The following is a 23,694-nucleotide window of genomic DNA, read 5'->3' as shown; positions in this document are numbered from 1 at the left end:
CCTGACCGGTGCGGTAGCGGTACATGTCAACCGTAGGGTGACCGGCGGATATATCCCACCGGATCCCGGCACTATCAGTGCCGGATTTCGGCACTTGAGGCAGAGAGCGTTGGCGTGATGATCGATTATCGAGTTTCCGAATTCAGTACCGATGTCGCCGATCTCGGGGAGCGTCCGCAGGCGTGGGCCGAACATGTCCGGGAAGAGCAGGGCGCATTCGCCATTTCACCAAAGGATGCGTCCGACCGGTATCACGCCCGCTCTGTCGTGCAGGCGGGCGGCATGTTCAAACTCGCCGAGTTCGGTTCCTCCGGTACGCGGTATCGCCGCGACACCCAGGCTGCGAACAGCGACGGCGGTCCCGGCCAGCGCGTGCTGGTGACCACGTATGGACGGATCGCGCTGTCACAGGGACGTGACACCGTCCTCGTGGAACGTGGGTCGATGGGCATCGTGAGCCTGCAGGACGAGATGTCCATGGAGCACGACCAACCCGCGGGCGGGTTTTTCCTCACCGTGCCCGCCGACTCTCTCACTCACCGTTTCACCGGGTCGGGGCCACTGCTGATGGACGCGCACCGCCCGCTTGTGTCGATGCTGTGCAAGCAAATCGAGCAGATATCCCAATTTGCGAAGCGGGACGACATATCACCGCTCGAATTCGTCAAGGCGAACCAGGCGGCGTTCACTCTGCTGGAAAGCGCATTGGACGTGAGCGCCGCAACACATTTCGGGGCCCTTGCCGCCATCGCCGACAACGCCCGGATGTTCGTGGCCCACTATGCCGACGACCCCCGATTGACCCCCAAAATGCTGGCCGATCAGCTCGGATGGTCGGAGCGATATCTACGCAAAGCGCTGCGTGAAACCTATGACACCTCCCCCGCCGCTTTGATCCGCACCACACGGGCTGAACGGGCATGCGCCCGGCTGGGCGACCCGATGTTTCGCACTATCGATCAGATTTGGTCGGCCTCCGGATTCCAGTCGGCCTCAGCGGGCCGGGAAGCATTCCTGCAGCGCTACAACATGTCACCGAGCCAGATGCGCGAGACCATGGCGGCCGGGGAACGACCGTGTTGATCGCGCCGCATACCCCGGCCGTCGAGGCCGCACACGGGCGGCGGAGCCGAAAAATGGCCCACCCCAGGAATATCGGGGTGGGCCGGTCAGTCAGCTGGGTCTGCTCTGCTATCCCGACGCGCTGGCCGGTGCGGTGAGCGCGGCGGCCAGTCTCGGCGTGACCAGTGCCAGGGCTTGCTGGAGGTGGTCCACCTCGGCGATGTACACGCGCCGCAGCTGGCGCACCACTTCGGCGGTGTCGGGTTCGCCCAGCGTCTCGAGGCGGTCGATCACCATGTCGTATCCACCGTGAACCTTGGTGTGGCCGGTCAACGCGCCCCCCCGTCCTGTGGTGTGACGCGGTTGTAATTCAGGTCATAGAGCCGCACCCCGGCAGGGTCGTACCAGCCATCCGGGCCGCGGCTGTAGATGATATTGCCGTCGCCGTCGTACCAGTGGTCGGCGTCCCAGGTCCAGTTTCGCTTCTCCCGGGGCAGCGCTTCTTGGGCGCGAGCCTGTAGTTCGGCCATCTCCTCGGGGTCCAAACCCGGGCCGGGGTTGGCCGCGGTGGCGGCGCGCGCTTCGCGGATCTCGGCGTTGAACTGGTCGAATATTGCCTGGTTACGGGTGTATTCGTCGCTGTTGAAATAGTCCTCGCCGGTCAGTAGCGGCGGTTTCTTCTTGCGGCCGGTGAATCGTTCGAACACAGGGGGTCTCTCCTAGATTTCGGTCATCTGGATGATGACGCGGCCGTTCGGGAGTGTGATCTTGTTGTGCACCATGAATCCCGTTCCGGCGGGGAACATCACATCGTCGGGGCGGGGGGCGTGCTCCCCGAGTTGTGCGCCGGTCTTGGACACGATCTGAAATTCGACGTTCTGACTGGCCACGAATTGTGGGTCGATGCCGCCGGGTCTTTGGGTGCTGTATGTGAACCCGTTTTCGGTGACCGACTGCCCCGGCTGGTAGCGGGCCAGTTCCTCGGGGCTCAGGGTCTGATGACGCACCAGTGGGCCCTCATAGGCGGGCAGCTTGGCAAGGGCCTGGTTCAGCGCGGCGGCCTGGCGCTGTTCTTCCGGACTCAGCGGCAGGCCGCTGTTCAGTTTCTCGTTGAGCGTCATGCCGGTATCGGGGTTGCGCACGGCCGCGGTGTTGATGGCTTTCTCGTCCTCGGGGCCGAATGACCAATCGGTGCTGTTATTGGGCCGGCGCCCACCGGGGGCCTTCTTGTTGATCATGTCCCAGATCCGCTGCATCTCCGCCTTGTGGTTGGAGAAGTCCGGAACGTCTTTGAATCCACGGCCGAGGCCGCGGGATTTGAACAGGTCGACGAACGGGCGGATCTTGCGCCCGTACTTGATGCACAGTGTCCCCAGCCGGGAAGCGCCGACCGCGGCGCCGATAGGACCCGCGGCACCGAAGGTGACCAGGGAGGCGGCCACGGTGACACCGGCGGTCACTGCGGCCTCTACCGCGGAGTCGATGATGAACTGCTTGAGGAAACCTTCGATTTCCTTGCGCATCGCCACCAACTCGTCGTGATGCTCGCTGGTGGTGGTGGCCATCGCCGTGAACCCGGCCACGATTTCGGCCGCCGCGGCCGACAGTGCCCGTAGGTCCTCGTCGATATGGGCGAGTTCGGGTGCGGTGATCGGGGCGAACATGCCGGCGATGCGGTCGATTTCGGCCGCGAATCCCGCGACGGCGGGCTCGGCGGCGATATCGCGCCAGATCGCCGCAACCGTCCATAGCTTGTCGCTGTCGCCATCGGGGACGGTGACACCGATCTCGCTGAGCAGCCCGATCCCGTCCTCGAGCAAACCGTTTCCGGGCCCGCCGGCCGAGGGCAGTGGTGGCCGGCACGACACCAGCAGGTTCAGTAGATACGGGGGTGGTTGGGTCGGCGGCGGGCCGGGGTTCATGTTGGCGTTGTGATCACCGAGGGCGTGCAGATAGCCCAGCTCGGCGATGACGTTGCCGTAGCCGTTGACGTTGTTCGCCATCAGCTTCACCTGCACGAGCAGGTTATTGGCCGCGGCGTCGTACTCGCGGGCCCAGGTGACAGCTTCCAGGTAGGAGCCGGTCATGTTCTCGCCGGTATCGGCCAGCTTCGACCAATGCTTGTCCACTGAGCCGATGAATTCGTCGGCGGCTTTGAGGAGTGTGGCCGCGGCCTGCTGGTAGACGTCGGTATCGACGTCCACCACGGTCACTGGGCGCCGTCCTCGGGGGCGGGGCCGCGGTCGAGGCGGGCTAGGATCGCAGCGAATGTGCTGGTGTAGGAGTCGTGGGCGTTCTTACCGGCCGCTTCCATCTTGGCCAGCCCGTCACGCATTTTCTGGGCGCCGGCGTTCCAGGTATCCATGGCGGCGCGGGCGGCCTCGGCGGTTTCCCCGGTCCACGGCCCCGATGTGCCGTCGCCGTTGTGCAGCGCGGCCATTCGCTGCTGTAGCTGGGTCAACTGGTCTTCGGTGAAACCGAGCAGGCCGCGTAGCTGGGCGTTGAGTGCGTCTAGTTGGTCGGTGTCCACGCGATGTTGCGACATGGAAAGTCCCCCTTCGTAGGTTAGAGATTGAGCGAGCTGGTCCGCGGTTCCGTGGCGGCCAGTTCGTCCCGTAGTGATTCGTCGACCTCGGCGAATTCGGCCGATTGCACGCCGAGTAGCTGGGCCATGCCCTCCAATGAGGACAGCAGCTGCACCGCGCCGGTGCTGGCTTCGCGCCATCCCGCACCGAACGCGGCCGCGGCCGGGCCGTCCCAGTAGGAGGCCATTCCGTCGATCTCGGCGTCCATTCGAATGAAACCGCCACCGAGTGTGTCGGCGACCCCGCGTAAGAATGTGCCCGCGTCGGCCATCGAATGCGTGTTCACGGTGGTCGTGCCGGGTTCAGGCATCTACCCCCCTTGGGTGTTGTCGAGTTATTTCTTACCGATCCTCACAAATACCCCGACGCGGCACACACTGAACCGGTTCCACTCATCCGATGATTCCGCGGAAACGGCCCGCAACCGGGTTCGGTTGCGGGCCGCGGGTGTTGTGTGGAGGGTGCGGTTACTGCGGTGCGGTCAACAGGGGCGGATACAGGCCGATGGCGCGGACCGCGACACCGGCCCATGGGCAATGGTCGTGCGCGCCGATACGCCCGTCGCGCACCGGGGCCAGGTTCGCGCAGCCTCCCGGGCAGCTGATCGCGGTGACCGCGCCGCGCGGGTGGCCCTGGTGGTGGCACACGATCCGGAGCTGGCCGGCGGTGATGTAGGGGCCGCATCCGCACGGCGGCGGGCCCGGCGCGACCCGGACCCCGACCCAGGGGCACGGGCCGGGGACGTTGCGGCCGTGGTCGTGGTCGCTGATCCGGCCGGCGACCACGGCCGCGGCGCGTAAGCAGTGCGGATCGGGGCACCGATAGAACCCCGGGAGGGTGGCCGGGCCCAGCAGGGCCGGGGTGATCCACGGCCCGCACCCGTCAGATCCGCACACGGGGAACCTCTTCGATCGGCGCGGCCCGAACGGCGGCGATGGTGGCGGCGATATCGCGGCGCAGCCAGGCCACCGCCCCGGCCGGCGCCGGTACGCGCAGGCGGGCGGCAATGCGGATGAGTACCGATAGGTCGTCCACGGCGGTTATCCCCTTGTTCCCCTGGTCAATGTGACAGGCGCCCGGCGCCGGGGGTTCGTTGGGGCCGGTGGTCGGCCCGCACAGTAGAGCATGATGGTCGTCCCGGCGCCGGGGCCGCGGATAGATTTACAGCTCGGATACGCCTGTGTCTGTGGCTGTTCCGGGCCGAGTCGCAGCAAAGGGACACACGTGATCGGCGCCCTTCCATGTCCCGCGGTGCTGGCGGTGGCCTCGGAATGCCGGGCCCCGACCCGATTTCGGTACAGGTCGTGCCCGGCGTGTTCCCCCGACCCCATGTGACAGCCGCTCGGAAACACCGCAACGCGGCCGGGAGACGGCGCCGAGTGTAGAGGGCCACGGGAAAGGGCCGGCGCGGCCGGGCAGGGTTTTCAGTATTCGAGGCGGATCGCGTCGGCGAGGGTGCGCATGTCGTCGGTGAGGGTCCGGCGGCCGCGGATGATCTCGCCCAGGATGTCACGGGCATAGCGTTGCTGCGGCAGCCATTCCGGCGCAGTGTGGTGGAGCTCGCGCATCACCGCGATGGCCTCGCCGTACTGGCGTAACTGGGTGTGGGCCTTGGCGACATCGAGGCGATGACGCAACCTCGGCGCCGCGGTTGCCGACACCACCGCCGTAGCGGGGATGGACTCACCGATGGCAATCGCGCGTTCCGGGTGGCCGGTGATCACGGCGCACTCTCCCGCGATCTGCGCGACGGTGACCGGCCCGAACGGCCGGTGTGGGCTGGGATCGTAAGTGACCTCGCGGCCGATCCGGTCGGCGGCAGCACGGGCCAGCGCGAGCGCGTCATCGGTCAATCCGGGACTGTTGTCGCGCACTCCGACATTGGCCACATACAGCCACAGCCGGCCCCACAACGCGAGTTGCAGACCCGTCGCACGCGAGAAACGGGGCTCGATATCGTCGGCCCACTGCTGCGCCAGCTCGGCCGCCAGGGCAAGTTCGCCCTGGCGGAGATGGTTCCACACTTGAGCGTTCACTGCAGCGACGGCGGTACCGCGGTCGGGGGCTTGGTCGATCGCGCGGGTCAGTGCCTCGGTAGCGGTGTCGAATTGGCGGTTTTGGACCAGCAGCCAGCCGACCATGCCGAGGATGCGGGATCGGATCGCGCGTCCGTCGCGCTCGTCGAGGGCGTCGGCGTCGCGCAGCAGAGCGGGCAGCGCCGCGGCGACCTCGGTATAGCGGTGCGCGGTCAGCGCGGGGCGTAGCCCGTCGTAGACGGCCCGTACACCGTCGATGGACGGCCGGTCCTCGAGGTCATCCGGGCCGCCGGCCAGCGCGCGGCGCACCGGCTCCCACAGGTCGACGGTGGCCTCATCGGCCCATTCGGCATCTGTGTGGGCACCCTGCAGAACGGTCGTGCGGACCCGCAGAGCTACAGCGAGCGCACGCAAGGTTTCCAGGCGCACGGTTTCCCGCTGGCCCTGTTCAACCTTTTTGACCAGTGACAGCGACAGTCCCGCCGCGGTGGCGAGGTCGCGTTGCGACAGGCCGCGGCGTTTGCGCGCACTCGCGACGCGGCTCCCGAAATCGGCAGTCATATCCCGAGGGTACGGCGGATATCGACAAGACATCGGGCAAAGTATGGGGCCCGGCCGCCCATCCTGCGGCCGGGCCCCGTGTGTTGCGTGGGTCGGCGGTGCGATCATGTCCCGGAACACGGCCCCTACCTGCCACTTTCGCACTGACGCATCATTTTGATAGGTGTCGGTTTCGGTGGGTTTCCTCATGTTGATGGGGCGCGCCCGCGCATTTCGATGTGGTGTCCGGGCCTGTCGAAATGATGCGGCGGTGCCGTGATCGGCGGCTACCGCGTAGACCGGTTCCGCCGGGCCAGTTCGGCGGTGCGAGCGGCGGCCGAAGCGCTGGAGAACAGGAAGGGGGCGGAGCTGCGGTTGGCGTCCGACGACGGCGACGGCTCGGGAATCCTTTCCAGGTCCCGGATCTGACGCACGGTGCGGGCGAACATCGCCTCGTCGCGGGGGTGCTGGTGCTGGATTCTCTCGACTGCATCGGCGAAATCGTCGCTGGTGTCGTAGTGGCCGGCGGTCAGGGTGCGCAGATCGCGCCATTCCCGGCCCAAGACGTCGTCGCGGGTCAGCCACGGCTCAGCGATCACGAACATCAGGGTGGTGATCCGCTGATATTCGGTGTCGGTGCGATCTTCGGTGGCGGCGGTGAGCCTGCCGCGTTCCCAGCGCAGCCGGTGCAGGTGCCCGAAGTCCGCGCGCATCACACGCTCGAGCTGGGTCGGGGCGGCGGTGTAGCGGCTCGGGTGGCCCGGGTCGCCGAGGAGGTAGGGACGCAGCCGGGCAGCTTCGGCGCTGAGCGGGTCCAGGGGCGGCGACCAAGGGCCGTGACCGGTCAGCTCCCGCGCCTGGCGTCGGGATCGCCACTGCACCGCGGTCATCCCCATGTCCACGCCGTCGATCAGCGCGTCGAGCGTCTGCATGTGCAGTCGTTGCATCTCGATGGGATAGCGGCGGTAGGCGTCGACCGAGTCAGCGAGATATTGCCGTTCCTCGCGCATGCCGAGATCGCAGTCGGGCGCGGTGGAGGCGGGCCGTTCGGCTGCACCCCGGATCGTGCGGGTGTAGGCGGCGCGCATCTGCTGTTCGGATTCGCTGGTCACGCCGCGGCCGGCGTAGTACCCGGGATCGGTAGGGGCGTGCTGCTGGTCGGGTTCGGGTTCGGTGTTCACAGGGTTTCCGTTCCGTCGGGACGAGACGCGGGCCGGCGAGGGGTCGCGGCCGGCGGGTGGTTATTGCCTGGTGGAGATGATGCGTACGGTGCCGTTGCGGGCGTGCAGGTCGGTGGTGACGCCGGGCGTGTGGGCGTGGACGGTGATGTCGCCGTGGGCGGTGTAGGCGGTGATGTGGGCGGCGCCGCGGGCGTGGACGGTGATGTCACCGCGCACCGAAACGGTCAGCGCGGCCCGGTCGGTCACCGTGGCGGTGATGCTGCCCTCACGGGTCACTGCGTGAAGCTCGGCGGCCCGCGCGATTTCGATATCGCCGGTGTCGGTGGCGATATCGGCATGCTCGGCGTGCAGCAGGTAGACCGACATGGCGGAAACGGCGTCCACATGGGCCAATGACCCGTTCGCCACGATGGGACCGGTGGCGCGGACATGCAGCGAGCTGCCCGCTGGCACGAAAACCCCGGCCCCGACCGACTGGTCGAAAAGCGATCCGGTGGCCGCGGCGATGCTGCGGCGGGGGTTTGTGGTGGCGGTGATGATGCCGGGCCCGAGGGCGATATCGCCGGCGGGGCCGGTGATCTGCATGGCCGCGGCCGCGGCCGCGGTGGTGGCGATGGCGGGAGTTTCCACGGTCATCCGGTTGCCGTGGTGCTCGATGAGGGCCGCAGTGACCGCGGCAGCGGCCGGGGTGTTCGGCGGCGCGGACAGGTTGACCACTGCTGTGGCGGTGGCATCTTCGGAGGTCAGCCCGATTTGACCGCTGCCGAGGTGCAGGGTCAGCGTCACCGGGCCGGGCGTTGTGTGTTCGATCCGTCGCTTACTGAATTCCATTCCTGTTCTTCCGTTCGTTGAGCCGGCGGGGGATTGCCAGCGTGGATCATGAGGTCCGGGCCCGGCCGCCCATCCTGCGGCCGGGGCCTGATGTGTTCTGCACCATGCGGGTTGCCTAGCTGGTGATCCGGCGGATTTGGGTGTGGCTGAGTCCGGCCAATTCGCCGACAGCACGCAGCGACAGCCAGGCATTACATCTGCGGATCAGTTCATCGCGCCGCACTTCGATTGCCGCCAGTTCCTCTACGACATCGCCGAGTTCGGCTTCTACGTGCTCGCGCGCCTCGCTGCGGGCGGTGCGCAGCCAGTCATCCAGGCCGCACAGAACAACGATGTCGCCGGGGTGTTCACCGGTTCCGGCCTGCTGAGCCTCTTCGGTTTCAACTGTTTGGAACATTTTGTTCCGAATGAATTCTCAGCCGTACGGATAGCGGTCCCGCTCCATATCGTAGAAACCTCTTCAGGAAGAAAACACAATGGACACCCATACCGCCGCCCCCGGCACCACACCGCGTGATTGGTGTCGCTCACCTGCCGGGCATACAACGGCGCCAGCGTGCCGGACACGAATTCGTGCAGCACCTTCACGTCGATATGTGTGCTGGTCATGGCCGATCCATCCTCGGGGGCGGGGTTCCGAGCAGCCATCCCCGTTTGATGGCGCGGTGGCCCTGGTCGAACTTGGACACCCGTTCCTCGACGGTGGTCCAGTGTCGATCCAGCAGCGCGCCGAGTGCCCGCCACGACAGCGCCGGGGAGGTGTTACGCGCGGCAATCAGCAGCTCGTCGTCGATCGCGGCCAGCGCTTCGGCCAGGCGGCGAGAGGCGGTCAGCGCCTGCGCCAATTGCTCGCGGTCGCCGAGGAATTCCCGGTCACCGGCCCGGATTGCGCCGCGGGGCGGCCGCCGGGGCCGCGGCCGTGGGTTCGGTTCCCGGTGGGGATCACCGCACCGGGGGTGCCGGTGATCTTGCGGTGGAAATTGCGCTGGTCCAGCGTGTGGCCCCAGATGGCTTGGTAGATCCGGCGCAGTTCGGTGATGGTGAATTCCGGCGGGCAGAATTCGGCGGCGATCATGCTGTGTTCCAGCTTGGCGCGCAGCCGTTCGGTGGCGTCGCCGATGATGCGGTGGTGATCGAACGCCACGGCGGCGCGGCCGTCGAGGATCGAGCCCACCGGTACCCACGCGGCCGCGGCGGCGTCGTCGCCCGCGGCGGGTTCGGGTGCGTCGGGTACGACGGCCAGATAGCAGACGGTGACCACGCGGCGGCGCGGATCGCGGTCGGGGGCACCGTAGGCGCCCACTTGTTCGAGGTGGGCCCCGGTGAGGTCGACGCCGGTTTCCTCGGCGAGCTCGCGCGCGGCCGCGGTGTCGAGGTCTTCTCCGTCTTCGAGGTGCCCGCCGGGCAGCGCCCATTGCCCGGTGTACGGCGGCCGGCCGCGTTCGATCAACAAGACGTGCAGGTCACCGTCGCGCACGGTGAACGCCGCAAGGTCGACGGTCACAGCCAGCGCGGGCCGCTGGCGGGTGGTGGCCGGATTGCTCATCGGTCCTGCCCTTTCTCGGTGATCGAGATGCGGCCGAGGGAATGAACACGCAGAAGGCGCGCGGGCACATCGGGGGCGTGGGTGAGGTCGACATCTCCTCTGCGGGCGTGGATATCGGCGGAGATGGTGACGTGGGCGCGCACCGGTCCGGTACCGGAGTCGATATCGACCGAGGTAGCCGACTCGATATCGACGCGGCCGGAAACGGTGACGATCTCCACCGCGCCGAGGTCGCCGCGGCCGATGACCCGCGCCGAGGTGGTGATTACCCGGATCTCGGTCCCCGGGGCCACCGAGGCGGTCAGTTCCACCCCGGCCGAGGTGGCCGCGGTGGCGCCGGTGCCGCCGATCACGACGGCAGTGTTGCCGACACCGCCGATATTGCCCGCTACCACGGTGCCGCCACTGAATCGGATCGCGCCGTCATCGACACTCAGCGATGACGGGGTGTCGCGGACGGTGACCGAGGCGCGGACGCCGGAAGCGGAGAGTTCGGCCGCGTCGATGGCCGCTGCGGCGGCCGGGTCGCCGGGGTCGGCGGCGGTCAGTTCGACCGATCCGGCGGTGGCGAATGCGTCGGCGGCGTGGATCTCGATCCGGCCGGCGGGTACGCGCAGGACCAGCAACCGGGTATCGGGGCCGAGGGCGAGTGTGCGTGTGGACATTGAGCGCTCCTGTTTCTGCTGTTGTGGCCACGCCAGCCGCGGGCGGGTGGCGTGTGATCATGGGAGCGGGACCGGCCGCCCATCCTGCGGCCGGTCCCGCCATCTCTCTCAGTGCGCCGTGGCGGTGTCGCGGTGCAGCGCGACACGATTCACGGTCAGGTCGCAGTCGATGAGGTCGTCGTCGGTGTCGGGGTTGCTACCAACCAGGTCCCAGACCTGCCCGCCCGCGATTGCGGCGCTGGCGGCGTTGGGGGTCGGGTAGTTGCCGACACGCAGGATCGGGGCGCCGCCGAACGGCTCGATTTCGATTTCCCACACTCCCCCGGCCAGGTAATGCTCCAGGTCGCCGAGGTGGGACACGATTTCGGCGCGCACCGAGGCGGGCATGTCCTCGCCGTTGCCCGGCGCGGAGTACCAGGCGGCCAGCCGGTCGCGCGCATAGCTGATCTGGTCGCGGTCGGAGGTGTGCAGGTGTGCCGGGTACCAGGCGCCGCATTCCATGACGTGGGTGGAGACCAGGGTGTGAGTGGCCGGGTCGTAGGTGTGGCCGCGCCGGTGACCGGCCGCCAGGAACACCAACGAGGTGATGCCGTTGTAGTTGAACCCGACCCCGATGCGGTCCTCATCGTTGGTCTGCGGGTCGTCGGGGTCTATCAGCAGTTCCACGGTGTAGTCGAGAAATGTTGTCACGTGGGGTTTTCCCTTCTCTCTCTTCTTTCTGTCCCGGGCCCGGGGTCGGGCCGGGAGGTTTGGGGGGTGTGCGGGGCAGAGCATGGCGCCGGGCGTCAGCAGGCCGCATCGAATGGCCAGCAACTGCTACGGGTCGGCGACGGGGCCGGGGCCGGCGGTGGTGGTGGTGCAGGGGTGTGCACGCTGGCCGGGACCGGCGCCGGTTCGGTGGCCGGGACCGGGCGGGTGAGGGTGTTGAGCACGATGGCGAGGGCCAACACAACCACTGCGGTGGCGGCGATGCCGGCCAGGGCGGCCACGGTGCGACCGAGGCCACCACGGCGACCGGGGCGCCGGGGTGCACGGTGGGGCCGGGGCGGGCGCGGGGCGGGCGCGGTGCGGATGAACGGTGCCGCGGTGGGCGCGGGCACCGGCCGCGGTGGTACCGCCGCGGTGGTGGTATCGCCGGGTGGGAATCCCGCGGCGGCCAGCTCGGCGGCGGTCAGGGGTGAGCCGGTGTCGAGCGCGGCGAGGGCGGCCAGCATCCGCGGCACGGTCCAGGTGCCGCGGGTGCGTTGTCCGGTGCGCTGGCGGATCCAGCCGGTGAGGTCGTCGGCGGTGTGGCCGGCGAGTACGGATGAGCCGTAGGGGTTCGGTCCTTTGGAAGGCCGGATGGTGATCCGGGTGCCGGGGTGCGCGACCACCAGGACCAGGCCGGCCACGCGCACGGGCCCGCATGCCGGTTCGATCATGTTCTTCGCCCCGAATATTTTGGCGCCGAGCTGGTCCCACGGGCTGGTGTCGCCGGGGCGCACGTGCACAGGGTCGCCGGCGATGCCGGGTACGTTCCAGCGGCCGTTGTTCGGGCACCACAGCGTGGCATCCGGGATGCGCCGGCGCAGCCCTTTCACTTCGATCACGATCGCGGCGTCCGGGGTGAACACCACGAGATCGGTTTCACCGCCGGGGGTGTGGCATCCGGAAAGGGCCACCCCGGGTAGTCCGGAGGTGCGTAGCCAGTCGATGACGTGGCGTTCGGTGTCGTGGATGTCGGTGCGGTCGCCGTTGAGTACCAGCATGGGAGTTCCCCCTTGTTCGTTGTCGTCGTATCCATCGTGGACGTGAGAAGCGTTGTCGCGCAGCGGTTCTACCGTCCGGCTATGACTCCCTGGCGCGGGTCAGAGGTCCAGGGCCAAGTCCTCGGGGAACAGCAACCCGGTGAGCAGGCCCTTGAGTGCGGCCGCGGTGGGCATGCCACTGTCCCCGCTGTGGGCGACCATCCGCAGGCCACCGGTGTTGTCGTCGCTTTCCACGACCACGGTTTCGGCGCCGGGGCCCTGCTGTTCCCAGCTCGGTATCAGCCGCACCGTCACGCGGCGCTGCCCGCGGGCCAGGTCGAAACTGCACGTGCCGTCGTCGGCCGGGGTGACCGTGAGGCCACGCAGCACCGCCCAGGCCCTCAGCGTGGAGTGCAGGGAGCGGATACGCCGGTTGTAGGCGTCTTGCACGATCTGGGCGTACTCGGCGGCGGTGAGGGCGTCGTCATTGCTGGTCATTTGGTGGCCTTTCTGGCTGCGGAGGGGACCGGGGCGGTTCGGAACGCACCGGGCGGGGTTCGGTGGGAGTGCTCAGCGCTTGGGGGCCACGCCGTTGCGGGCCAGCCAGGTAGCGGCCGATTTCGCCTCCCGCAGGGTGCAGGCGAAGATCCGGTAGTCGTCGACGACGAAATCACCGGCGCCGCGGTAGTCGCCTTTCTTGTTCTCCATTCCGCGGACCTGGTGGGCGTCCCACACCGAATCAGGGCAGTCGTAAGTGAATTTGGCCTGCGTCGCGGTCATACGGTTCATGGCTGTTCTCCTGGTCGAGGTGTCCGGGTGGGTATCGGTCGAGGTCAGCTCAGCAGCATCGGATCGTGCTGCCCGGCGAAGTCGAACGCCGCGGCGATGAGGTCGACGCGCGGCGCCTCGGCGGCGGGCGCGGGGGTGCAGAACATGACGCAGTCGGAGGCCGGCGGAATCGGGCGCACGGGTGCGAGCGGCGGGCAGGCGGCGCAGTCGGCCGGGGTGGTCATGTCGGGGGTGGCGCCGGCGAGTTCGGGGCCGGTGCCGGTGAGGAATCCGACGATGGTGAGCACGGCCAGGCCGAGCAGGGCCACGGCGAGCAGGATCGGCAGCAGGCGGGGGCCAATGGTCCAGATGGTGGCGCCGGTGCGGCGGTAGAGGGCCGAGGCGCGGCGGACGACGACGGTAGCGGCGGTGGCGGTGGGGGTGGTGTTCATGGCGGGCGCTCCGGTTCGGGTCGGTGTCGGTACACCCACCATACCCTTATTTCCTTATTTCTGTACAGCCTTAAATCCTTATATCCGTATCCCTGTGTTAGAGTATGTCCGTACCGAGCACCGCCCCGCCTCGAAAGGAGTCCCGGCCATGGCCACCAGAACGCGCCGCCCGTCGCTGGTCGCGCGCATCCGCACTGCCGGCGGAATCCTGATAGCGGTTCTGTCGACCAAGGGGGGCGTGGGAAAGAGCCTGATTGCGTGGATGCTCGCTCACGAGCTGGCCCAGCGCGGCCTGCGGGTGTTGCTGATCGAAACCGATGATCAGCAGACACTCACCGATATCGAGGCGGTCCGCGCTATCGCGCCTCGCGTCACAGTGATGTTGTATCCGCACCTGTCGATCTGGGAAGACATCGACAATCTGCGCGCCGGATACGACGTGGTGGTCGTCGACGGCCGCGGCCATAACGAGGCCGCCACCCGCGCCGTACTGGCCGCGGTGGCCCCCGATCCGCATGCGGTGGTCCTGGTCCCGGTCAAACCGTTTCCGGCCGATATCTGGGCCATCCGCCGCGATACCGCCCCGTTGCTGGTCGAGGCGGGCGCGCAGTTCGCGCCCGGTGGGGAGTTGACGGTGCGGATGGTGCTCACCGATTTCGACCCGCGCGAGGTGATCACGGCCGGTGCGCTGGCCGCGCTCGATCGCGCCGGGATCGCGCCGCAGACTCACGGCCTGCAGCGACGCACCGCCTATGCCCAGGCACTCGGCCACGGTTTGGCCGTGTGTGAATTCGAACCGGGTGGCCCGGCCGCGGCAGATGTCGCGGTACTGGCCACCGAGACAGCCACTCTCGCACTCGGCGAGAACAACCCGAAAGGACAGCAGTGATGAACGCCGCCAAGCCGAAACCCGGAGACATCAAGGAACCGGAAGGCACCGATCCGCGGTCCAAGTGGGTAGCGGAGGCGCCGAAAACGTCGAAAGCGCCGGCCGAACCGCTCAAGCGGCTCACGGTCGACATCGCGGCGGATCTGCACAAGGCCATGTCCTACGCCAAAACCGACACCGGAATGGACCTGCGGGAGCTCACCGCCGCCGCGCTGGCGGCGTACGCGCCGGTCGCCAAGCACCTGCCCACCGAGAAGAAATGACCCCAACGAGAAAGGACCGGGGGAGATGAGAAACAACCATCACAGCGCCGATGAGGCGCACACCGACGACATAGAACCGGAGATCGAACCGGTCAACGAGTCTGTGGCCGAACTCCGCGCCGAGATCGCCACGGCCCGCGCTCAGCGGGCCGCCCTCGGCGGCGATGCCCGCGAGGTGCTGAACACCGTCCTGTCCAAGGAAGAACTACGGCTCGAACGGGAACTGTCCGAGCGTGTCCGCGAGGGCGAACGCAAGTTGCTCGAGGCCGAGCACCTGGCGCGGCTCAAGGCGGCCGAGATCCTGCGCGACGCCGACGCCGAACTGCGGGCCCTCGAGATCCGTGATCGGGTCGAGGCGCAGCGCGCGATGTCGGATCAGATGCGCGAAGACAGCCCGTATTCGGCGCTGGCGGGGCTGCGGCGCCATTCGACATGGGGTGACCGCGTGATCGTGGGCATCCTCGGCGCCGGCATGTTGTGGTCGGCGGTCAACGTGCAGCAGAACATGGCCCCCGGCGGGATGTCCGATCCGTTGTTCTGGTTCTCCTACTTGCTGGAGGGCATGATTTCGGGGCTGATGATCTACATCGCGCTCGGCACCAACAAGGTGCGCCGGTTCCGGGTCACGCCCAACAAGTGGCTGCCGCGCACCGAATTCGCGTTGTTCGCCTTGACGCTGGGTCTCAACACCTACCCGTATGTGAAAGTCGGCCATTGGTACGACGCGGCGCTGCACGGTGTCGCGCCGGTCATGATCGGGCTCGCGTTGCTCGCTCATCACGCGATGGGCGGTGACTTCTCCGAAGCGCGCAAGAACGGGGTCGCCGATGTGCGCAAGGCCGAGGCGGCTACCGCGCAACCGCGCACCGCTACCGAGCACCCCGGCATCACTACCGAGCACCTGCGCACCACGGCCGAATTCGGCGAACCCCTGGTGACCGGTCGTACCGAGCAACCGCGCACCCCTACCGAGCACCCGGCGCTGAATACCGCGCATACCGAGCACCGGGCAGCGGCGGCTACCGAGCAGACCGAGCACCCCGATTCGGTCACCACCGCGCCGCTACCGCGCATCCCGGCCGCCGCTACCGCGCACCGCGCACCGGCGGCGGCTACCGAGCAGGCCGGGCTCCCCGGCGTGCACGCCGGGGTGCTCGCCGCGCAGCGCACCGCGCACCCGGACCGCTCCGGCGCCGAGAACACCGAGGCGCCGGCCGAGGCCCCCGCGTCGGCCGAGACCACGGCCGATCACGCGGTCGCGGCCGCGGCGGGCGAGGAAGTCGAGACGGATTCGTTGCCTGATTTCATGGCAAAGCGTCTGGCCGATGAGGTTTTCGCGGAGGTTTCCGCGGTCCGGCGCGACCGGTCGGCGGGCGGGTCTCCGGACGCCGCGCAGCGTCTCGGTGATGTCGGCGCGGCGACCGGGGCCGAGACGGCCGAGGGTGTGCACGCTACCGAGAGCGAGGGTGCGCCTACCGTGCACTCCCCCGCCGAGGCGTCGGCTGCGGCCGAGCCGGAGACCGAGAACGGCGCCGCTTCCGAACCGGCGAACGTTCCCGATCCCGGCACCGACCGCGCAGCGGCGCCCAGTGCCACCGAGCACCCGGCGCGCAGCACCACCGCTACCGCGCAGCCCGCCACCGCGCACCGCGCAGCGGCGACGGCTACCGAGCACCCGGGCACGGGTGGCGAGCAGTCCACCGCGCACGCCGATACCGCGCACCGCGCAGCGGCGCCGGTTACCGGTGGGCACACCGAGGCGGGCGGGACCGATCCGGCCGCGGCGGCCGATCCGGAGCTGTGGGCGCTGGCGGCCGAGGTGCACGATCGGGTGCGACCGCGCAAGTTCGCGGTGGCCGATATCGCCCATGTGCTGATCCGCAATCGCCGGTTCAATGAGGGCCCCGACCGGATTTACCGGGACGGTGGCGCGCACCCGGCCAGCGGGAAGAAGTGGATCACCGAGGCGGCCGATATCGAGGCCGAGCGCGCGGCCATGGGCCAGGTGATCGCTCTGCGCAAGTAAGCGGCTCACAAGGCCACACAGCGGCCCGGAACGCAGGTGTTTGCGTCCGGGCCGCTGGTGTGTCCGGGGCTGGTATACAGACACAGACATACGGAGATGCGGGCATACGGGAACCTGCCTACCCGTATGCCCGCATTTCCGTATGGCTGTGTGACCGGGGTCCGCCGGCGGTACTGGCGTGCGTGTGCCGGGGCGGCGGCCGGCGTGGTGGCCGGCCGTATCGCGGCAGCAGAAACGGCACCGGCCGGGGCGGTTCGGAATCGCCCCGGCCGGTGCCGTTGGTGTGTGGGTGGTGTTCGGTTCAGTCGACCGGTGCCCAGTCGGTGGTCTTGGTGGTGATGGCGCGAACCACCACGGTGGCGGTGAACCCGGTCATGTCCCAGTTGGTGGCGTGGGTGCGCAGCTCGGCGGCGGCGGACTCGGCGGCGGCCTGGTCGGTGAATGCGGTCCAGGCCCGGCCCCGGCCGCGATCGTCGGCGCTGAGATAGAGGCGCCCGGTACCCAGCGCGATGGCGTAGGTGCGGTGTACGCGGGTGAGCGGGGCGGGGTGGTTGCCGGACAGGGCGGAAGCGGGGGCGGTGGTCACCATCGGCGCCGGGGCGGCCGGGGCGGTGTAGGCGGCGGCACGCACGACCTCGGTGGCCGCGCCAGGGATGCCCAGGGCCTCGGCGGTGGCCAGCACGGAGGCGGCCAATTCGTCGGCTTCGCTGCGGGTGGCCAGTTCCAGCGGCCCGGCGCCGGGGTCGCCCTCGGTGTAGGCCAGGCCGGAGGGGTAGAGCACGACGACCCAGCCGCCGAGCGCGGTCACTGCGTCTGTCATCTGGTTCTCCTGCACTGTGGTGGTCATGTCACACACCTTACCTTAAACCCTTAAAACCGCATACCCTTATTTCCGGTTAGCGTTTGGTTATGGCGGTGATCAGGGCTTTTCCACCCTCGGTGGTGGTGGTGATCCGCTGCCCGTACCGCGCCGGTTCCGCCTCGGTGGGCCACTGTTCGTGTAGCTCGACATCCCACACGTCCCCGGTGCCGTCACCTGCGGTGATGTAGACGCAATACCGGGTGCCCTCGGGTACCTCGTTGTCGATCGCGGCTTGGATGGTCTCGGCCGGTGACACCTTGGCATCCGGCGTCGTGAAAGTACGGACTTTCACCGCGTCGCGGTCGACGTAGTAGGCCCATTCGAACCCCAGAATCGCCATTTGCGGGCTGGAGTGATCGCCAGGATCGGCACCGATGGTCATCGACGACGACCGGGTACGGGTGCACCCGGCGGTGGCGTGTTTCCAGCTCACCGGCAACGCCGAGGTGGCCGGCACCGTGGAGGTGAGGCCGGCCGCGGCGGGGTCGCCGCCGGGCATGACCGGGTCCTTTTTGGCGGCGTTGACGTTGACCACGACCACGACACCGACCACCGCGGCGGTGGCGGCCACGGCCAGCGACCCGGCCACGATCCGCCACACCGGCGACACCGAACGGCTACGGCCGGTGACCTTTTCCCGCGACATCGCCGGGCGCACCGGGCGGCCGCCGGAACGGTCCCGGAACGCCGCCATGGCGGTGGCGTCGCTGTAGTCGGGCACATAGACGTTGGCTTCATCGAGGGCGGCGTCGTCGTCGTACTCGTCGTCGTCGACGGCTGGGGCCGGTGCGGCCGGCGCCTTGCGTTCCGGGCCGTCGAGCCATTGCGACCACTCACCGGAGTACGCCGCATCCGCATCCGGCGCGGCCTGGTCCCGGGCGCCGGTGGGCACCGCCTCGGCGGCCTCGGCCTCCTGAGCCACGGTCTCCAGCCCGGCGTAGGCCGGCAACCCGGGCAGGATGAACAGATTCGACGGCGGTGCTTCGGTATCCGTCGCGGTGGTGTCGTCGTCGTGCAGCTCGGCGCCGCGCTCTGCCTCGGCTTCGGGGGCCGGTGCCGGTGCCGGGGTGGTTTCCGGTTCGGGCGGTACCCACCCGGGCGGTAGCCGGCGGTCGGGAATCGCGCCGTTGCTGTTGTTCTCGGTCATGACTGGTCCTCACTGGTCACGCCGGCCTGTCCGGGCCGGCGCGGACGTTGCTGTTCCTGATCGGCCCCCGCGCCGGGACCGGTGCGGCCGGCGGGCGGGACCACTGCGCCGGTGGTTCCGGGCTGGTCGGATCCGGGCGCCACGGGGGCGGGCGGTGGCGGAGCGGGGGCGGGTTGCTGCTCGGGGAAGAACACCGGGCCCGAACCCTCGGCGCCGCTGTCGCTGTCGTCGTTTTTCGGTGCCGGTCCCGGTGCCGGCGCCGTGGGGGCGCCACCGAGGCCGCCGAACAGGACCGGTTTGTCACCCGGGGCGGCCGGGCCGGGGGGTGCCGGCGGGTTGAGTCCCGGCGCGGTACCGCCCTCGGTGCCGGTGGCGCCGGCGGCCATCGTCGAAATGCCCTGTTCGGCCAATTGCGCGCCGGTATCGATTCCGTGCGTGGCCACCTGCACCACACCGTCGATCAGCTTGGAACCGATTTCCACCCCGGCATCCAGGGCCACGGTGCCCAGCTGCACCCCGGCCGCGAGGGCGGCTTGCTGCATCGCCAGTTGCGCGGCCTGCTGCGGGTCGAGTACGGCCGGCGCGCCGGGCCCGGTGGTGGTAGCACCGGGCCCGGCGGCCGGCACACCCGGCGCGGCAGCGAAACCGGGCGGCACGGTGACCCCGGGCGCACCCGGGCCCCGATCCAGTTCCCGCGCACGGCGGGTGTGTCCGTCCATCTCGTCCTGGGCGTAGCTGACCTCGTTCACGCCCTCACGGATGGCTTGCGACGCCAGGCCGATCACGGGATCCAAATCGCTTTGCGACCGCGCCTTGTCCAGCATCGGCCCTGCTGTGGCCTTGAAATTGTCGATGATCGTGTCGAGGCGGCCCGCAACGGTGGCGCGGGTGGCGTAGGCATCGGTCACCAGCGCCGCCAACGCAGTGTGGTGACCGGCCAGCTCCGAGACTTCGGTACCGGTGCGGGCAGCCACCGGCACCGCCGCCGGGGCGGTGCCGGTGGATTCCAGCAGATACGACCCGGCGCGGCCCGGGGCCTCGGCCGCGGCGGTGTGATCGGCCGCGGCGGCCAGGGCGTCGAGCACGGCGGTCGGCGGGGTGCCGTCGCCGAGTGATGCACGCAGTTGCAGCAACGGCGCCAGCAGCGTGGACAACAGCGGGTGATCGGCGGTGGCACGCAGGCCGGTGGTCGGTAGCGGTCGCATCACGCCTCCTCGGCGCCGGCGGCCAGGGCGGCCGCGGTGTCGGTATCGGTCGCGGTCAGGGCCGCACCCTGGTCGGTCACGGTCTGGCCGTAGGCACCGAAGAGGGCCGCGGCGGTTCGGATCGTCGCGGCCTGGGTCTGCACGGCCGCGGCGAACGCGGCCGAGAAATCGGTGCCGAACTCGCCGAGGCCGGCCAACGGTGTGCCGGCGGCGGTGTCGGCGTGGCCGGCCGCGGTGTCCAGCAACGCGGCCACCGCGGCAGCAGCGTCGGCGAACCCGCGGGCAGCCTCGGAATCGTGTTCGATGGGTGCGGGCATTTGGTGTTACCCCCTTGTCTCCAATTCGGACGAACCGCACATTACGGCGGTCGTTATCCCTGCGTACGATCGTTTTTCGGGTCCTGGGCCGGCTTCTCACCGGCACGCGGCCGGCGATCGGGCGGCGGCGGTGTGGACTTGAACAGCGCCGCGGCCGAATCGGGAACGTTGGCCTTGCGGTGCTCGGTACCGACCGAGATCCCCGGGATATCGCGCACGAACACCGCGGTCCGCTGGGCCACCGCCGCCGACAACTTGGTCTCGGTGAACGGCGACTTGAACCGGGTGAACCCGCCCTGTTCGTCGCGGATGGTGACCACACCCCGATACGCCGGGCTCATGATCGCGGCCGGGTTCATCTGCGGGAACTCACGGATTTCGGGGCCCAGCGCCGCCACCGCGGCGGTATCGGTGAGCACCGGGCAGCACAGCGCGCTCGTGGACACATCACGGATCCGGGTCGGCAGAGACTCAGCGGTCGGTTTCTGGGTGGCCAGCAGCAGGATGATGCCGGCACCGCGGCCTTTCTTCGCGATGTCCTCGAACAGGTTGACGATGTCCTCGTCGCCCATCCACGTCTGGCACTCGTCGAAGATCCCGAACAGCAGCGGCATATCCGCGATCGGCCCGCCGGCCGCCCAGAAATCATCTTCGCCGCGCTCCTCGTACATGATCGAGTAGCGGCGGTTCATCTCGGCCTGAATGCCTTTGAGCACCCGGTACACATCGGCGGGCGAGGAACCCAGCAGCACCGAGAACCGCGGCGCCAGCGCCCGGAAATCGCCGATCAGCGAGGTCGGGGCCTTGCCGTTGGCGCCGATGAACTGCACCAGTGGCGAGGGCGCGAGCTTGGTGACCAGGGTTCGGATGAACGCCGATTTGCCGGTGCCGGGGTTGCCGGCCAGCGTGATCAGCGCGGCTTGAGCCAACGGCAGGAACACCGGATCACCGAAGGTGTTGGGGCCCAGTTCGTAGCGGGTGAGGTCTTCGGGGATATCGGGCACCGGCGCTTTGATTTCCAGCGTCACCGGGTCGGTGTGCACCGCCCGCAGCCGGACGTGGCCGTATTCGCCTTCCGGTGAGGTCACCTCCACGGCCTGCATCCGCCAGTAATCGGCCAGATACGGCGCCTTGAGGGTGAATTCCTTGATGCCGACACCTGGCACGGTCCGCACCACGATGGTGACGCCGTAGGCATCGGCAGACCACTCGATGATGCGCGGAACCTCGATCCGAGGTTTGGGCTTGTTGCCGGCCAACCGCTGCCCGAGTGTCGGCAGCTTGTTCTCGAATACCAGTTTGAGGTGTTTGGCCACGGCCGGCCATTCCCGGCGGATGCGGGCAGCGCGGCGCACGTTGGCACGAACGGCACGGTCTTCGGTCTTCCAGTAGTCCACTCCGACTCCATATCTGCAGGTCACGTGGTGGGTGGCCAGGGCGGCCAGGGGTGGGCCGCCGAGGGTGGCATAGGTCGCGAAATCTGAAATCATGATTTCATGATATCTGAAACGGGCCGAGGGGGACAGTACCCCGCCCGCCGCGCTCACCACGCCACCACCGCGACACACCGGTAACACCAGCTCAGCCCCACCGCTACCCCGGAAAACGACCACATCGCACCCCCGGATCCGTTCAGTCGTTCTCGGCCGCACCACACCGGCACACCCGCCCCGGGCACCCCGTGCACACTCCGCACCCGCGGCACCGGAATGCCGGGGCGTGACCACACGGCCCGGCTACCGGCCCGGCGTGCAGCTCGGGAAGCAACGGACCACCGGCGCTGTACGGCCGGACCTCGGCGGAAATCGTCATAACCTGCCCCTCGGTCGTTGGCTCACTGTGTGCTCGATGGGTTTGGACGGGTCGCCGGCACTGCCCGGTTCCACGTCGTTTCCGGCTCCAGCGGCGATTCTGGGCGACTTTCGCCGCCGAAATGGCTGGAGATGCCGGGAGGTACGCACAGGGCTGCTGGTGGCAGATGCGGCCGCACTGGCCGTTACGTCGTTCCATCGAGTCACACTCCAATACTCGTTTTCGACGGCTGATTCGTCCGCTGAGCCGCGAAACCGGGTCATTTGGCCCCCGGGCACCGACAGGGGCTCTACGGGCTTCTGCGGGCCAGTGAGGGGCCTTGAAGGGCTAGGCGAACTGCGCGGCGAAGCAAGCAGAGCACTCCCCCCCTGCACGACGGCCGGAATTGGGGTGTTCAGGGCAGCGAGGCCGTTCCGGCGCGGGTGTATCGGCCGTGGCCAGGTCTTCCAGCAGCTTGGCATCGGTGCGGCGCGCAGCGGTTGTGTGCGGCTCGCCTACCAGCACGATGGCGTCGGCGTACAGCTCGAACGCGCGCACCACGTACATGGCGGTTTGGGCGTCGCGGGCCTTGTCGCGCAGGTAGCGGGCCACCCGAGCGGTTGAGAACCTCAGTAGCGCGGCGTCGACGGCAGTTTCGAGCCGCCGCCACTGCTCAGGGCGCATGTCGACCCGGGCCAGGTGAGCGGCTATCTCGGCCTCGGCCAGCAAAACCGATGCTGCCGAATCACCCACCGACTCGGCCGCAAGCTCGGCCCCGGTCGGTTCCAGGTCGAGACCCGGAACGGAGGTCGTCTCCGTGCTCGTCTCGGGGGTCGAAGGATTGTCCGTCCGTCCGTCCGTCCGATCCGGCTCGGCGCTCGCGCCCGCGTTACGTTCCGGACGGACGGAAAGGTTGTTGTTCTTCTTGAAGAGATTGTTCTTCTTAGTACCCGGATTAGCCTGTTCAGGTGTTTTCCCGTTTAGGTTCTGACCTGCGGGTTTGTGATGAGTGCCGGAGTCCTCGGCAGATTCGTCGTCACCGGTCCCCGACTCTTCGGCATTTCCGCTGGTCACGGCCAATACGGGATTTTCCCGTTTAGGCTCTGACCTGCGGTTTTTCTCCTGCTCGCGTGCCAAGAACTTTGTATCGGTGATGAAGTAGTCCGTCCCCTTGCCGAGGGTGCCGTCCGGCCGCCGCTCACGGGTCCGCTCCAACAGCCCGAAGCGCTCCAGTTCCTTCAGGGCCGCACTCACGGCGTCGGTCCCGCACTTCATGAGTTTTACGAGTTGAGGCACCGTGACCCCGTACCCGTCGCGGTGTGAGGCCAGGATCCCGAATATCTTCACCGCGTTGCCGGAAAGCTCCGGGCTCCGCAATATGGCATTGGCCAGCTGGGTGTAGTTGTCATCCGACATCGGCCCCCGGTGGATGCGCCCGTAGTTCACTGGTCCACCGCCAAGGTGGTGACCGGGCTGGTCAGGTGGCAGCAGCACCGACCGATGTGGATTTCCGCCGCCGTGGCGATGTCGGCGGCAGTGTGCTTACTCAAGCTCTGTCCCTTCTGGGTTACAGAGCCAAGGCGTCGGGGGCGACACGCCGTCTAGATACGGGTTGCGTTGGCCGTCTGTCGGCCGGTGCCTGTATCGTCGTTCGTGCCACAGCGCCCCAAATGCTTGGCTCCCCCGGCCCCCACTCTCAGTTGTCGCCAAACAAGGAGAGAGTGGGGGTCGGTTGCGTTTAGGTCACAGTGAGCCTGCCGCACCAGCGACCCAGTACACCGGATCGACACGCCGGACAGGC

At 68.5% G+C, this 23,694-nt stretch carries 29 protein-coding genes; 4 read left to right on the top strand and 25 right to left on the bottom strand.

Annotation, left to right across the window (positions count from 1 at the left end; genetic code table 11):
* The first annotated feature begins 117 nt into the window (after positions 1-117).
* Entirely contained in the window at positions 118-1,083 is a 966-nt protein-coding gene (locus ACIA75_RS35470; protein ID WP_397111462.1) for a helix-turn-helix transcriptional regulator, read from the top strand.
* Between the two features lie 108 nt (positions 1,084-1,191).
* On the opposite strand, the gene ACIA75_RS35465 is transcribed toward ACIA75_RS35470, so the two are convergent.
* From ACIA75_RS35465 to ACIA75_RS35375, 19 genes are all read right to left on the bottom strand, one after another.
* Positions 1,192-1,395 (bottom strand): hypothetical protein, encoded by a 204-nt coding sequence (locus tag ACIA75_RS35465; RefSeq protein ID WP_397111461.1) that lies wholly within the window; start codon positions 1,393-1,395, stop codon positions 1,192-1,194.
* Positions 1,392-1,769 (bottom strand): hypothetical protein, encoded by a 378-nt coding sequence (locus ACIA75_RS35460; protein ID WP_397111460.1) that lies wholly within the window; start codon positions 1,767-1,769, stop codon positions 1,392-1,394. The genes ACIA75_RS35465 and ACIA75_RS35460 overlap by 4 nt, the downstream gene beginning before the upstream one ends.
* Positions 1,770-1,781: 12 nt before the next feature.
* Positions 1,782-3,275: a hypothetical protein gene (locus ACIA75_RS35455; protein ID WP_397111459.1), complete on the bottom strand. Its 1,494-nt coding sequence runs from the start codon at positions 3,273-3,275 to the stop codon at positions 1,782-1,784.
* Positions 3,272-3,607 carry a WXG100 family type VII secretion target gene (locus ACIA75_RS35450; RefSeq protein WP_397111458.1) on the bottom strand — a complete coding sequence of 112 codons (336 nt, stop codon included), beginning with the start codon at positions 3,605-3,607 and terminating at the stop codon, positions 3,272-3,274. Before ACIA75_RS35450 ends, ACIA75_RS35455 begins: the two co-directional genes overlap by 4 nt.
* Positions 3,608-3,627: 20 nt before the next feature.
* On the bottom strand, positions 3,628-3,957 hold the full coding sequence (locus ACIA75_RS35445) for a WXG100 family type VII secretion target (protein ID WP_397111457.1): 330 nt from the start codon (positions 3,955-3,957) through the stop codon (positions 3,628-3,630).
* Positions 3,958-4,114: 157 nt separating this feature from the next.
* The gene (locus ACIA75_RS35440; RefSeq protein ID WP_397111456.1) at positions 4,115-4,543 is read right to left on the bottom strand and encodes a hypothetical protein; all 429 of its coding nucleotides are present in this window, start codon (positions 4,541-4,543) and stop codon (positions 4,115-4,117) included.
* Positions 4,530-4,682 (bottom strand): hypothetical protein, encoded by a 153-nt coding sequence (locus tag ACIA75_RS35435; RefSeq protein ID WP_397111455.1) that lies wholly within the window; start codon positions 4,680-4,682, stop codon positions 4,530-4,532. Before ACIA75_RS35435 ends, ACIA75_RS35440 begins: the two co-directional genes overlap by 14 nt.
* A 389-nt stretch (positions 4,683-5,071) precedes the next feature.
* Positions 5,072-6,244, bottom strand: coding sequence for a multiprotein-bridging factor 1 family protein (locus ACIA75_RS35430; RefSeq protein ID WP_397111454.1), 1,173 nt, complete (start codon positions 6,242-6,244; stop codon positions 5,072-5,074).
* A gap of 266 nt (positions 6,245-6,510) precedes the next feature.
* Complete coding sequence (locus ACIA75_RS35425; protein ID WP_397111453.1) at positions 6,511-7,404, bottom strand: hypothetical protein; 894 nt, start codon at positions 7,402-7,404, stop codon at positions 6,511-6,513.
* Positions 7,405-7,464: 60 nt separating this feature from the next.
* Entirely contained in the window at positions 7,465-8,235 is a 771-nt protein-coding gene (locus tag ACIA75_RS35420) for a hypothetical protein (protein WP_397111452.1), read from the bottom strand.
* A gap of 115 nt (positions 8,236-8,350) precedes the next feature.
* A complete protein-coding gene (locus ACIA75_RS35415) occupies positions 8,351-8,632 on the bottom strand; it encodes a hypothetical protein (protein ID WP_397111451.1) in 282 nt (93 codons plus the stop codon).
* Between the two features lie 208 nt (positions 8,633-8,840).
* Entirely contained in the window at positions 8,841-9,080 is a 240-nt protein-coding gene (locus ACIA75_RS35410; RefSeq protein WP_397111450.1) for a hypothetical protein, read from the bottom strand.
* On the bottom strand, positions 9,065-9,781 hold the full coding sequence (locus ACIA75_RS35405) for an NUDIX hydrolase (RefSeq protein WP_397111449.1): 717 nt from the start codon (positions 9,779-9,781) through the stop codon (positions 9,065-9,067). Before ACIA75_RS35405 ends, ACIA75_RS35410 begins: the two co-directional genes overlap by 16 nt.
* Entirely contained in the window at positions 9,778-10,446 is a 669-nt protein-coding gene (locus ACIA75_RS35400; RefSeq protein WP_397111448.1) for a hypothetical protein, read from the bottom strand. Before ACIA75_RS35400 ends, ACIA75_RS35405 begins: the two co-directional genes overlap by 4 nt.
* Positions 10,447-10,554: 108 nt before the next feature.
* Positions 10,555-11,136 (bottom strand): hypothetical protein, encoded by a 582-nt coding sequence (locus ACIA75_RS35395; RefSeq protein ID WP_397111447.1) that lies wholly within the window; start codon positions 11,134-11,136, stop codon positions 10,555-10,557.
* 95 nt (positions 11,137-11,231) lie between these two features.
* Positions 11,232-12,194 carry a nuclease-related domain-containing protein gene (locus tag ACIA75_RS35390; protein WP_397111446.1) on the bottom strand — a complete coding sequence of 321 codons (963 nt, stop codon included), beginning with the start codon at positions 12,192-12,194 and terminating at the stop codon, positions 11,232-11,234.
* Positions 12,195-12,293: 99 nt separating this feature from the next.
* Entirely contained in the window at positions 12,294-12,671 is a 378-nt protein-coding gene (locus ACIA75_RS35385) for a hypothetical protein (RefSeq protein ID WP_397111445.1), read from the bottom strand.
* A gap of 72 nt (positions 12,672-12,743) precedes the next feature.
* Positions 12,744-12,962: a hypothetical protein gene (locus ACIA75_RS35380; RefSeq protein ID WP_397111444.1), complete on the bottom strand. Its 219-nt coding sequence runs from the start codon at positions 12,960-12,962 to the stop codon at positions 12,744-12,746.
* Positions 12,963-13,006: 44 nt separating this feature from the next.
* Positions 13,007-13,393, bottom strand: a complete 387-nt coding sequence (locus tag ACIA75_RS35375) for a hypothetical protein (RefSeq protein WP_397111443.1) — start codon at positions 13,391-13,393, stop codon at positions 13,007-13,009.
* A 148-nt stretch (positions 13,394-13,541) separates the two neighbouring features.
* On the opposite strand from ACIA75_RS35375, the gene ACIA75_RS35370 reads away from it, so the two are divergent.
* The 3 genes from ACIA75_RS35370 to ACIA75_RS35360 are packed head-to-tail and all read left to right on the top strand — an operon-like array spanning position 13,542 to position 16,571.
* Complete coding sequence (locus tag ACIA75_RS35370; RefSeq protein ID WP_397111442.1) at positions 13,542-14,282, top strand: AAA family ATPase; 741 nt, start codon at positions 13,542-13,544, stop codon at positions 14,280-14,282.
* Positions 14,282-14,545: a hypothetical protein gene (locus ACIA75_RS35365; protein WP_397111441.1), complete on the top strand. Its 264-nt coding sequence runs from the start codon at positions 14,282-14,284 to the stop codon at positions 14,543-14,545. The genes ACIA75_RS35370 and ACIA75_RS35365 overlap by 1 nt, the downstream gene beginning before the upstream one ends.
* Positions 14,546-14,570: 25 nt before the next feature.
* Positions 14,571-16,571, top strand: coding sequence for a hypothetical protein (locus ACIA75_RS35360; protein WP_397111440.1), 2,001 nt, complete (start codon positions 14,571-14,573; stop codon positions 16,569-16,571).
* A gap of 301 nt (positions 16,572-16,872) precedes the next feature.
* On the opposite strand, the gene ACIA75_RS35355 is transcribed toward ACIA75_RS35360, so the two are convergent.
* The 6 genes from ACIA75_RS35355 to ACIA75_RS35330 all read right to left on the bottom strand — a co-directional run bounded on the left by ACIA75_RS35355 (position 16,873) and on the right by ACIA75_RS35330 (position 23,339).
* Positions 16,873-17,418 (bottom strand): hypothetical protein, encoded by a 546-nt coding sequence (locus tag ACIA75_RS35355; RefSeq protein WP_397111439.1) that lies wholly within the window; start codon positions 17,416-17,418, stop codon positions 16,873-16,875.
* 49 nt (positions 17,419-17,467) lie between these two features.
* A complete protein-coding gene (locus ACIA75_RS35350; protein ID WP_397111438.1) occupies positions 17,468-18,580 on the bottom strand; it encodes a hypothetical protein in 1,113 nt (370 codons plus the stop codon).
* Positions 18,577-19,785, bottom strand: a complete 1,209-nt coding sequence (locus tag ACIA75_RS35345; RefSeq protein ID WP_397111437.1) for a hypothetical protein — start codon at positions 19,783-19,785, stop codon at positions 18,577-18,579. Before ACIA75_RS35345 ends, ACIA75_RS35350 begins: the two co-directional genes overlap by 4 nt.
* Complete coding sequence (locus ACIA75_RS35340; RefSeq protein WP_397111436.1) at positions 19,785-20,102, bottom strand: hypothetical protein; 318 nt, start codon at positions 20,100-20,102, stop codon at positions 19,785-19,787. Before ACIA75_RS35340 ends, ACIA75_RS35345 begins: the two co-directional genes overlap by 1 nt.
* Positions 20,103-20,155: 53 nt before the next feature.
* Positions 20,156-21,592, bottom strand: a complete 1,437-nt coding sequence (locus ACIA75_RS35335; protein ID WP_397111435.1) for an FtsK/SpoIIIE domain-containing protein — start codon at positions 21,590-21,592, stop codon at positions 20,156-20,158.
* 649 nt (positions 21,593-22,241) lie between these two features.
* The gene (locus ACIA75_RS35330; protein WP_397111434.1) at positions 22,242-23,339 is read right to left on the bottom strand and encodes a helix-turn-helix domain-containing protein; all 1,098 of its coding nucleotides are present in this window, start codon (positions 23,337-23,339) and stop codon (positions 22,242-22,244) included.
* Positions 23,340-23,694: the final 355 nt, after the last annotated feature.

This window comes from Nocardia sp. NPDC051750 (assembly GCF_044453135.1).
Taxonomy (GTDB): domain Bacteria; phylum Actinomycetota; class Actinomycetes; order Mycobacteriales; family Mycobacteriaceae; genus Nocardia.
Note: the sequence above shows the minus strand (reverse complement) of the source record. Positions and strands in the feature narration are given on the sequence as shown.

What these genes read in the sequence shown, in the direction of transcription:
- ACIA75_RS35470 (WP_397111462.1), top strand. Translation starts at nt 118, where the DNA reads ATGATCGATTATCGAGTTTCCGAATTCAGTACCGATGTCGCCGATCTC.
- ACIA75_RS35450 (WP_397111458.1), bottom strand. Translation starts at nt 3,607, where the DNA reads ATGTCGCAACATCGCGTGGACACCGACCAACTAGACGCACTCAACGCC.
- ACIA75_RS35445 (WP_397111457.1), bottom strand. Translation starts at nt 3,957, where the DNA reads ATGCCTGAACCCGGCACGACCACCGTGAACACGCATTCGATGGCCGAC.
- ACIA75_RS35430 (WP_397111454.1), bottom strand. Translation starts at nt 6,244, where the DNA reads ATGACTGCCGATTTCGGGAGCCGCGTCGCGAGTGCGCGCAAACGCCGC.
- ACIA75_RS35420 (WP_397111452.1), bottom strand. Translation starts at nt 8,235, where the DNA reads ATGGAATTCAGTAAGCGACGGATCGAACACACAACGCCCGGCCCGGTG.
- ACIA75_RS35415 (WP_397111451.1), bottom strand. Translation starts at nt 8,632, where the DNA reads ATGTTCCAAACAGTTGAAACCGAAGAGGCTCAGCAGGCCGGAACCGGT.
- ACIA75_RS35405 (WP_397111449.1), bottom strand. Translation starts at nt 9,781, where the DNA reads ATGAGCAATCCGGCCACCACCCGCCAGCGGCCCGCGCTGGCTGTGACC.
- ACIA75_RS35400 (WP_397111448.1), bottom strand. Translation starts at nt 10,446, where the DNA reads ATGTCCACACGCACACTCGCCCTCGGCCCCGATACCCGGTTGCTGGTC.
- ACIA75_RS35390 (WP_397111446.1), bottom strand. Translation starts at nt 12,194, where the DNA reads ATGCTGGTACTCAACGGCGACCGCACCGACATCCACGACACCGAACGC.
- ACIA75_RS35385 (WP_397111445.1), bottom strand. Translation starts at nt 12,671, where the DNA reads ATGACCAGCAATGACGACGCCCTCACCGCCGCCGAGTACGCCCAGATC.
- ACIA75_RS35380 (WP_397111444.1), bottom strand. Translation starts at nt 12,962, where the DNA reads ATGAACCGTATGACCGCGACGCAGGCCAAATTCACTTACGACTGCCCT.
- ACIA75_RS35375 (WP_397111443.1), bottom strand. Translation starts at nt 13,393, where the DNA reads ATGAACACCACCCCCACCGCCACCGCCGCTACCGTCGTCGTCCGCCGC.
- ACIA75_RS35370 (WP_397111442.1), top strand. Translation starts at nt 13,542, where the DNA reads ATGGCCACCAGAACGCGCCGCCCGTCGCTGGTCGCGCGCATCCGCACT.
- ACIA75_RS35365 (WP_397111441.1), top strand. Translation starts at nt 14,282, where the DNA reads ATGAACGCCGCCAAGCCGAAACCCGGAGACATCAAGGAACCGGAAGGC.
- ACIA75_RS35360 (WP_397111440.1), top strand. Translation starts at nt 14,571, where the DNA reads ATGAGAAACAACCATCACAGCGCCGATGAGGCGCACACCGACGACATA.
- ACIA75_RS35355 (WP_397111439.1), bottom strand. Translation starts at nt 17,418, where the DNA reads ATGACCACCACAGTGCAGGAGAACCAGATGACAGACGCAGTGACCGCG.
- ACIA75_RS35350 (WP_397111438.1), bottom strand. Translation starts at nt 18,580, where the DNA reads ATGACCGAGAACAACAGCAACGGCGCGATTCCCGACCGCCGGCTACCG.
- ACIA75_RS35345 (WP_397111437.1), bottom strand. Translation starts at nt 19,785, where the DNA reads ATGCGACCGCTACCGACCACCGGCCTGCGTGCCACCGCCGATCACCCG.
- ACIA75_RS35340 (WP_397111436.1), bottom strand. Translation starts at nt 20,102, where the DNA reads ATGCCCGCACCCATCGAACACGATTCCGAGGCTGCCCGCGGGTTCGCC.
- ACIA75_RS35335 (WP_397111435.1), bottom strand. Translation starts at nt 21,592, where the DNA reads ATGATTTCAGATTTCGCGACCTATGCCACCCTCGGCGGCCCACCCCTG.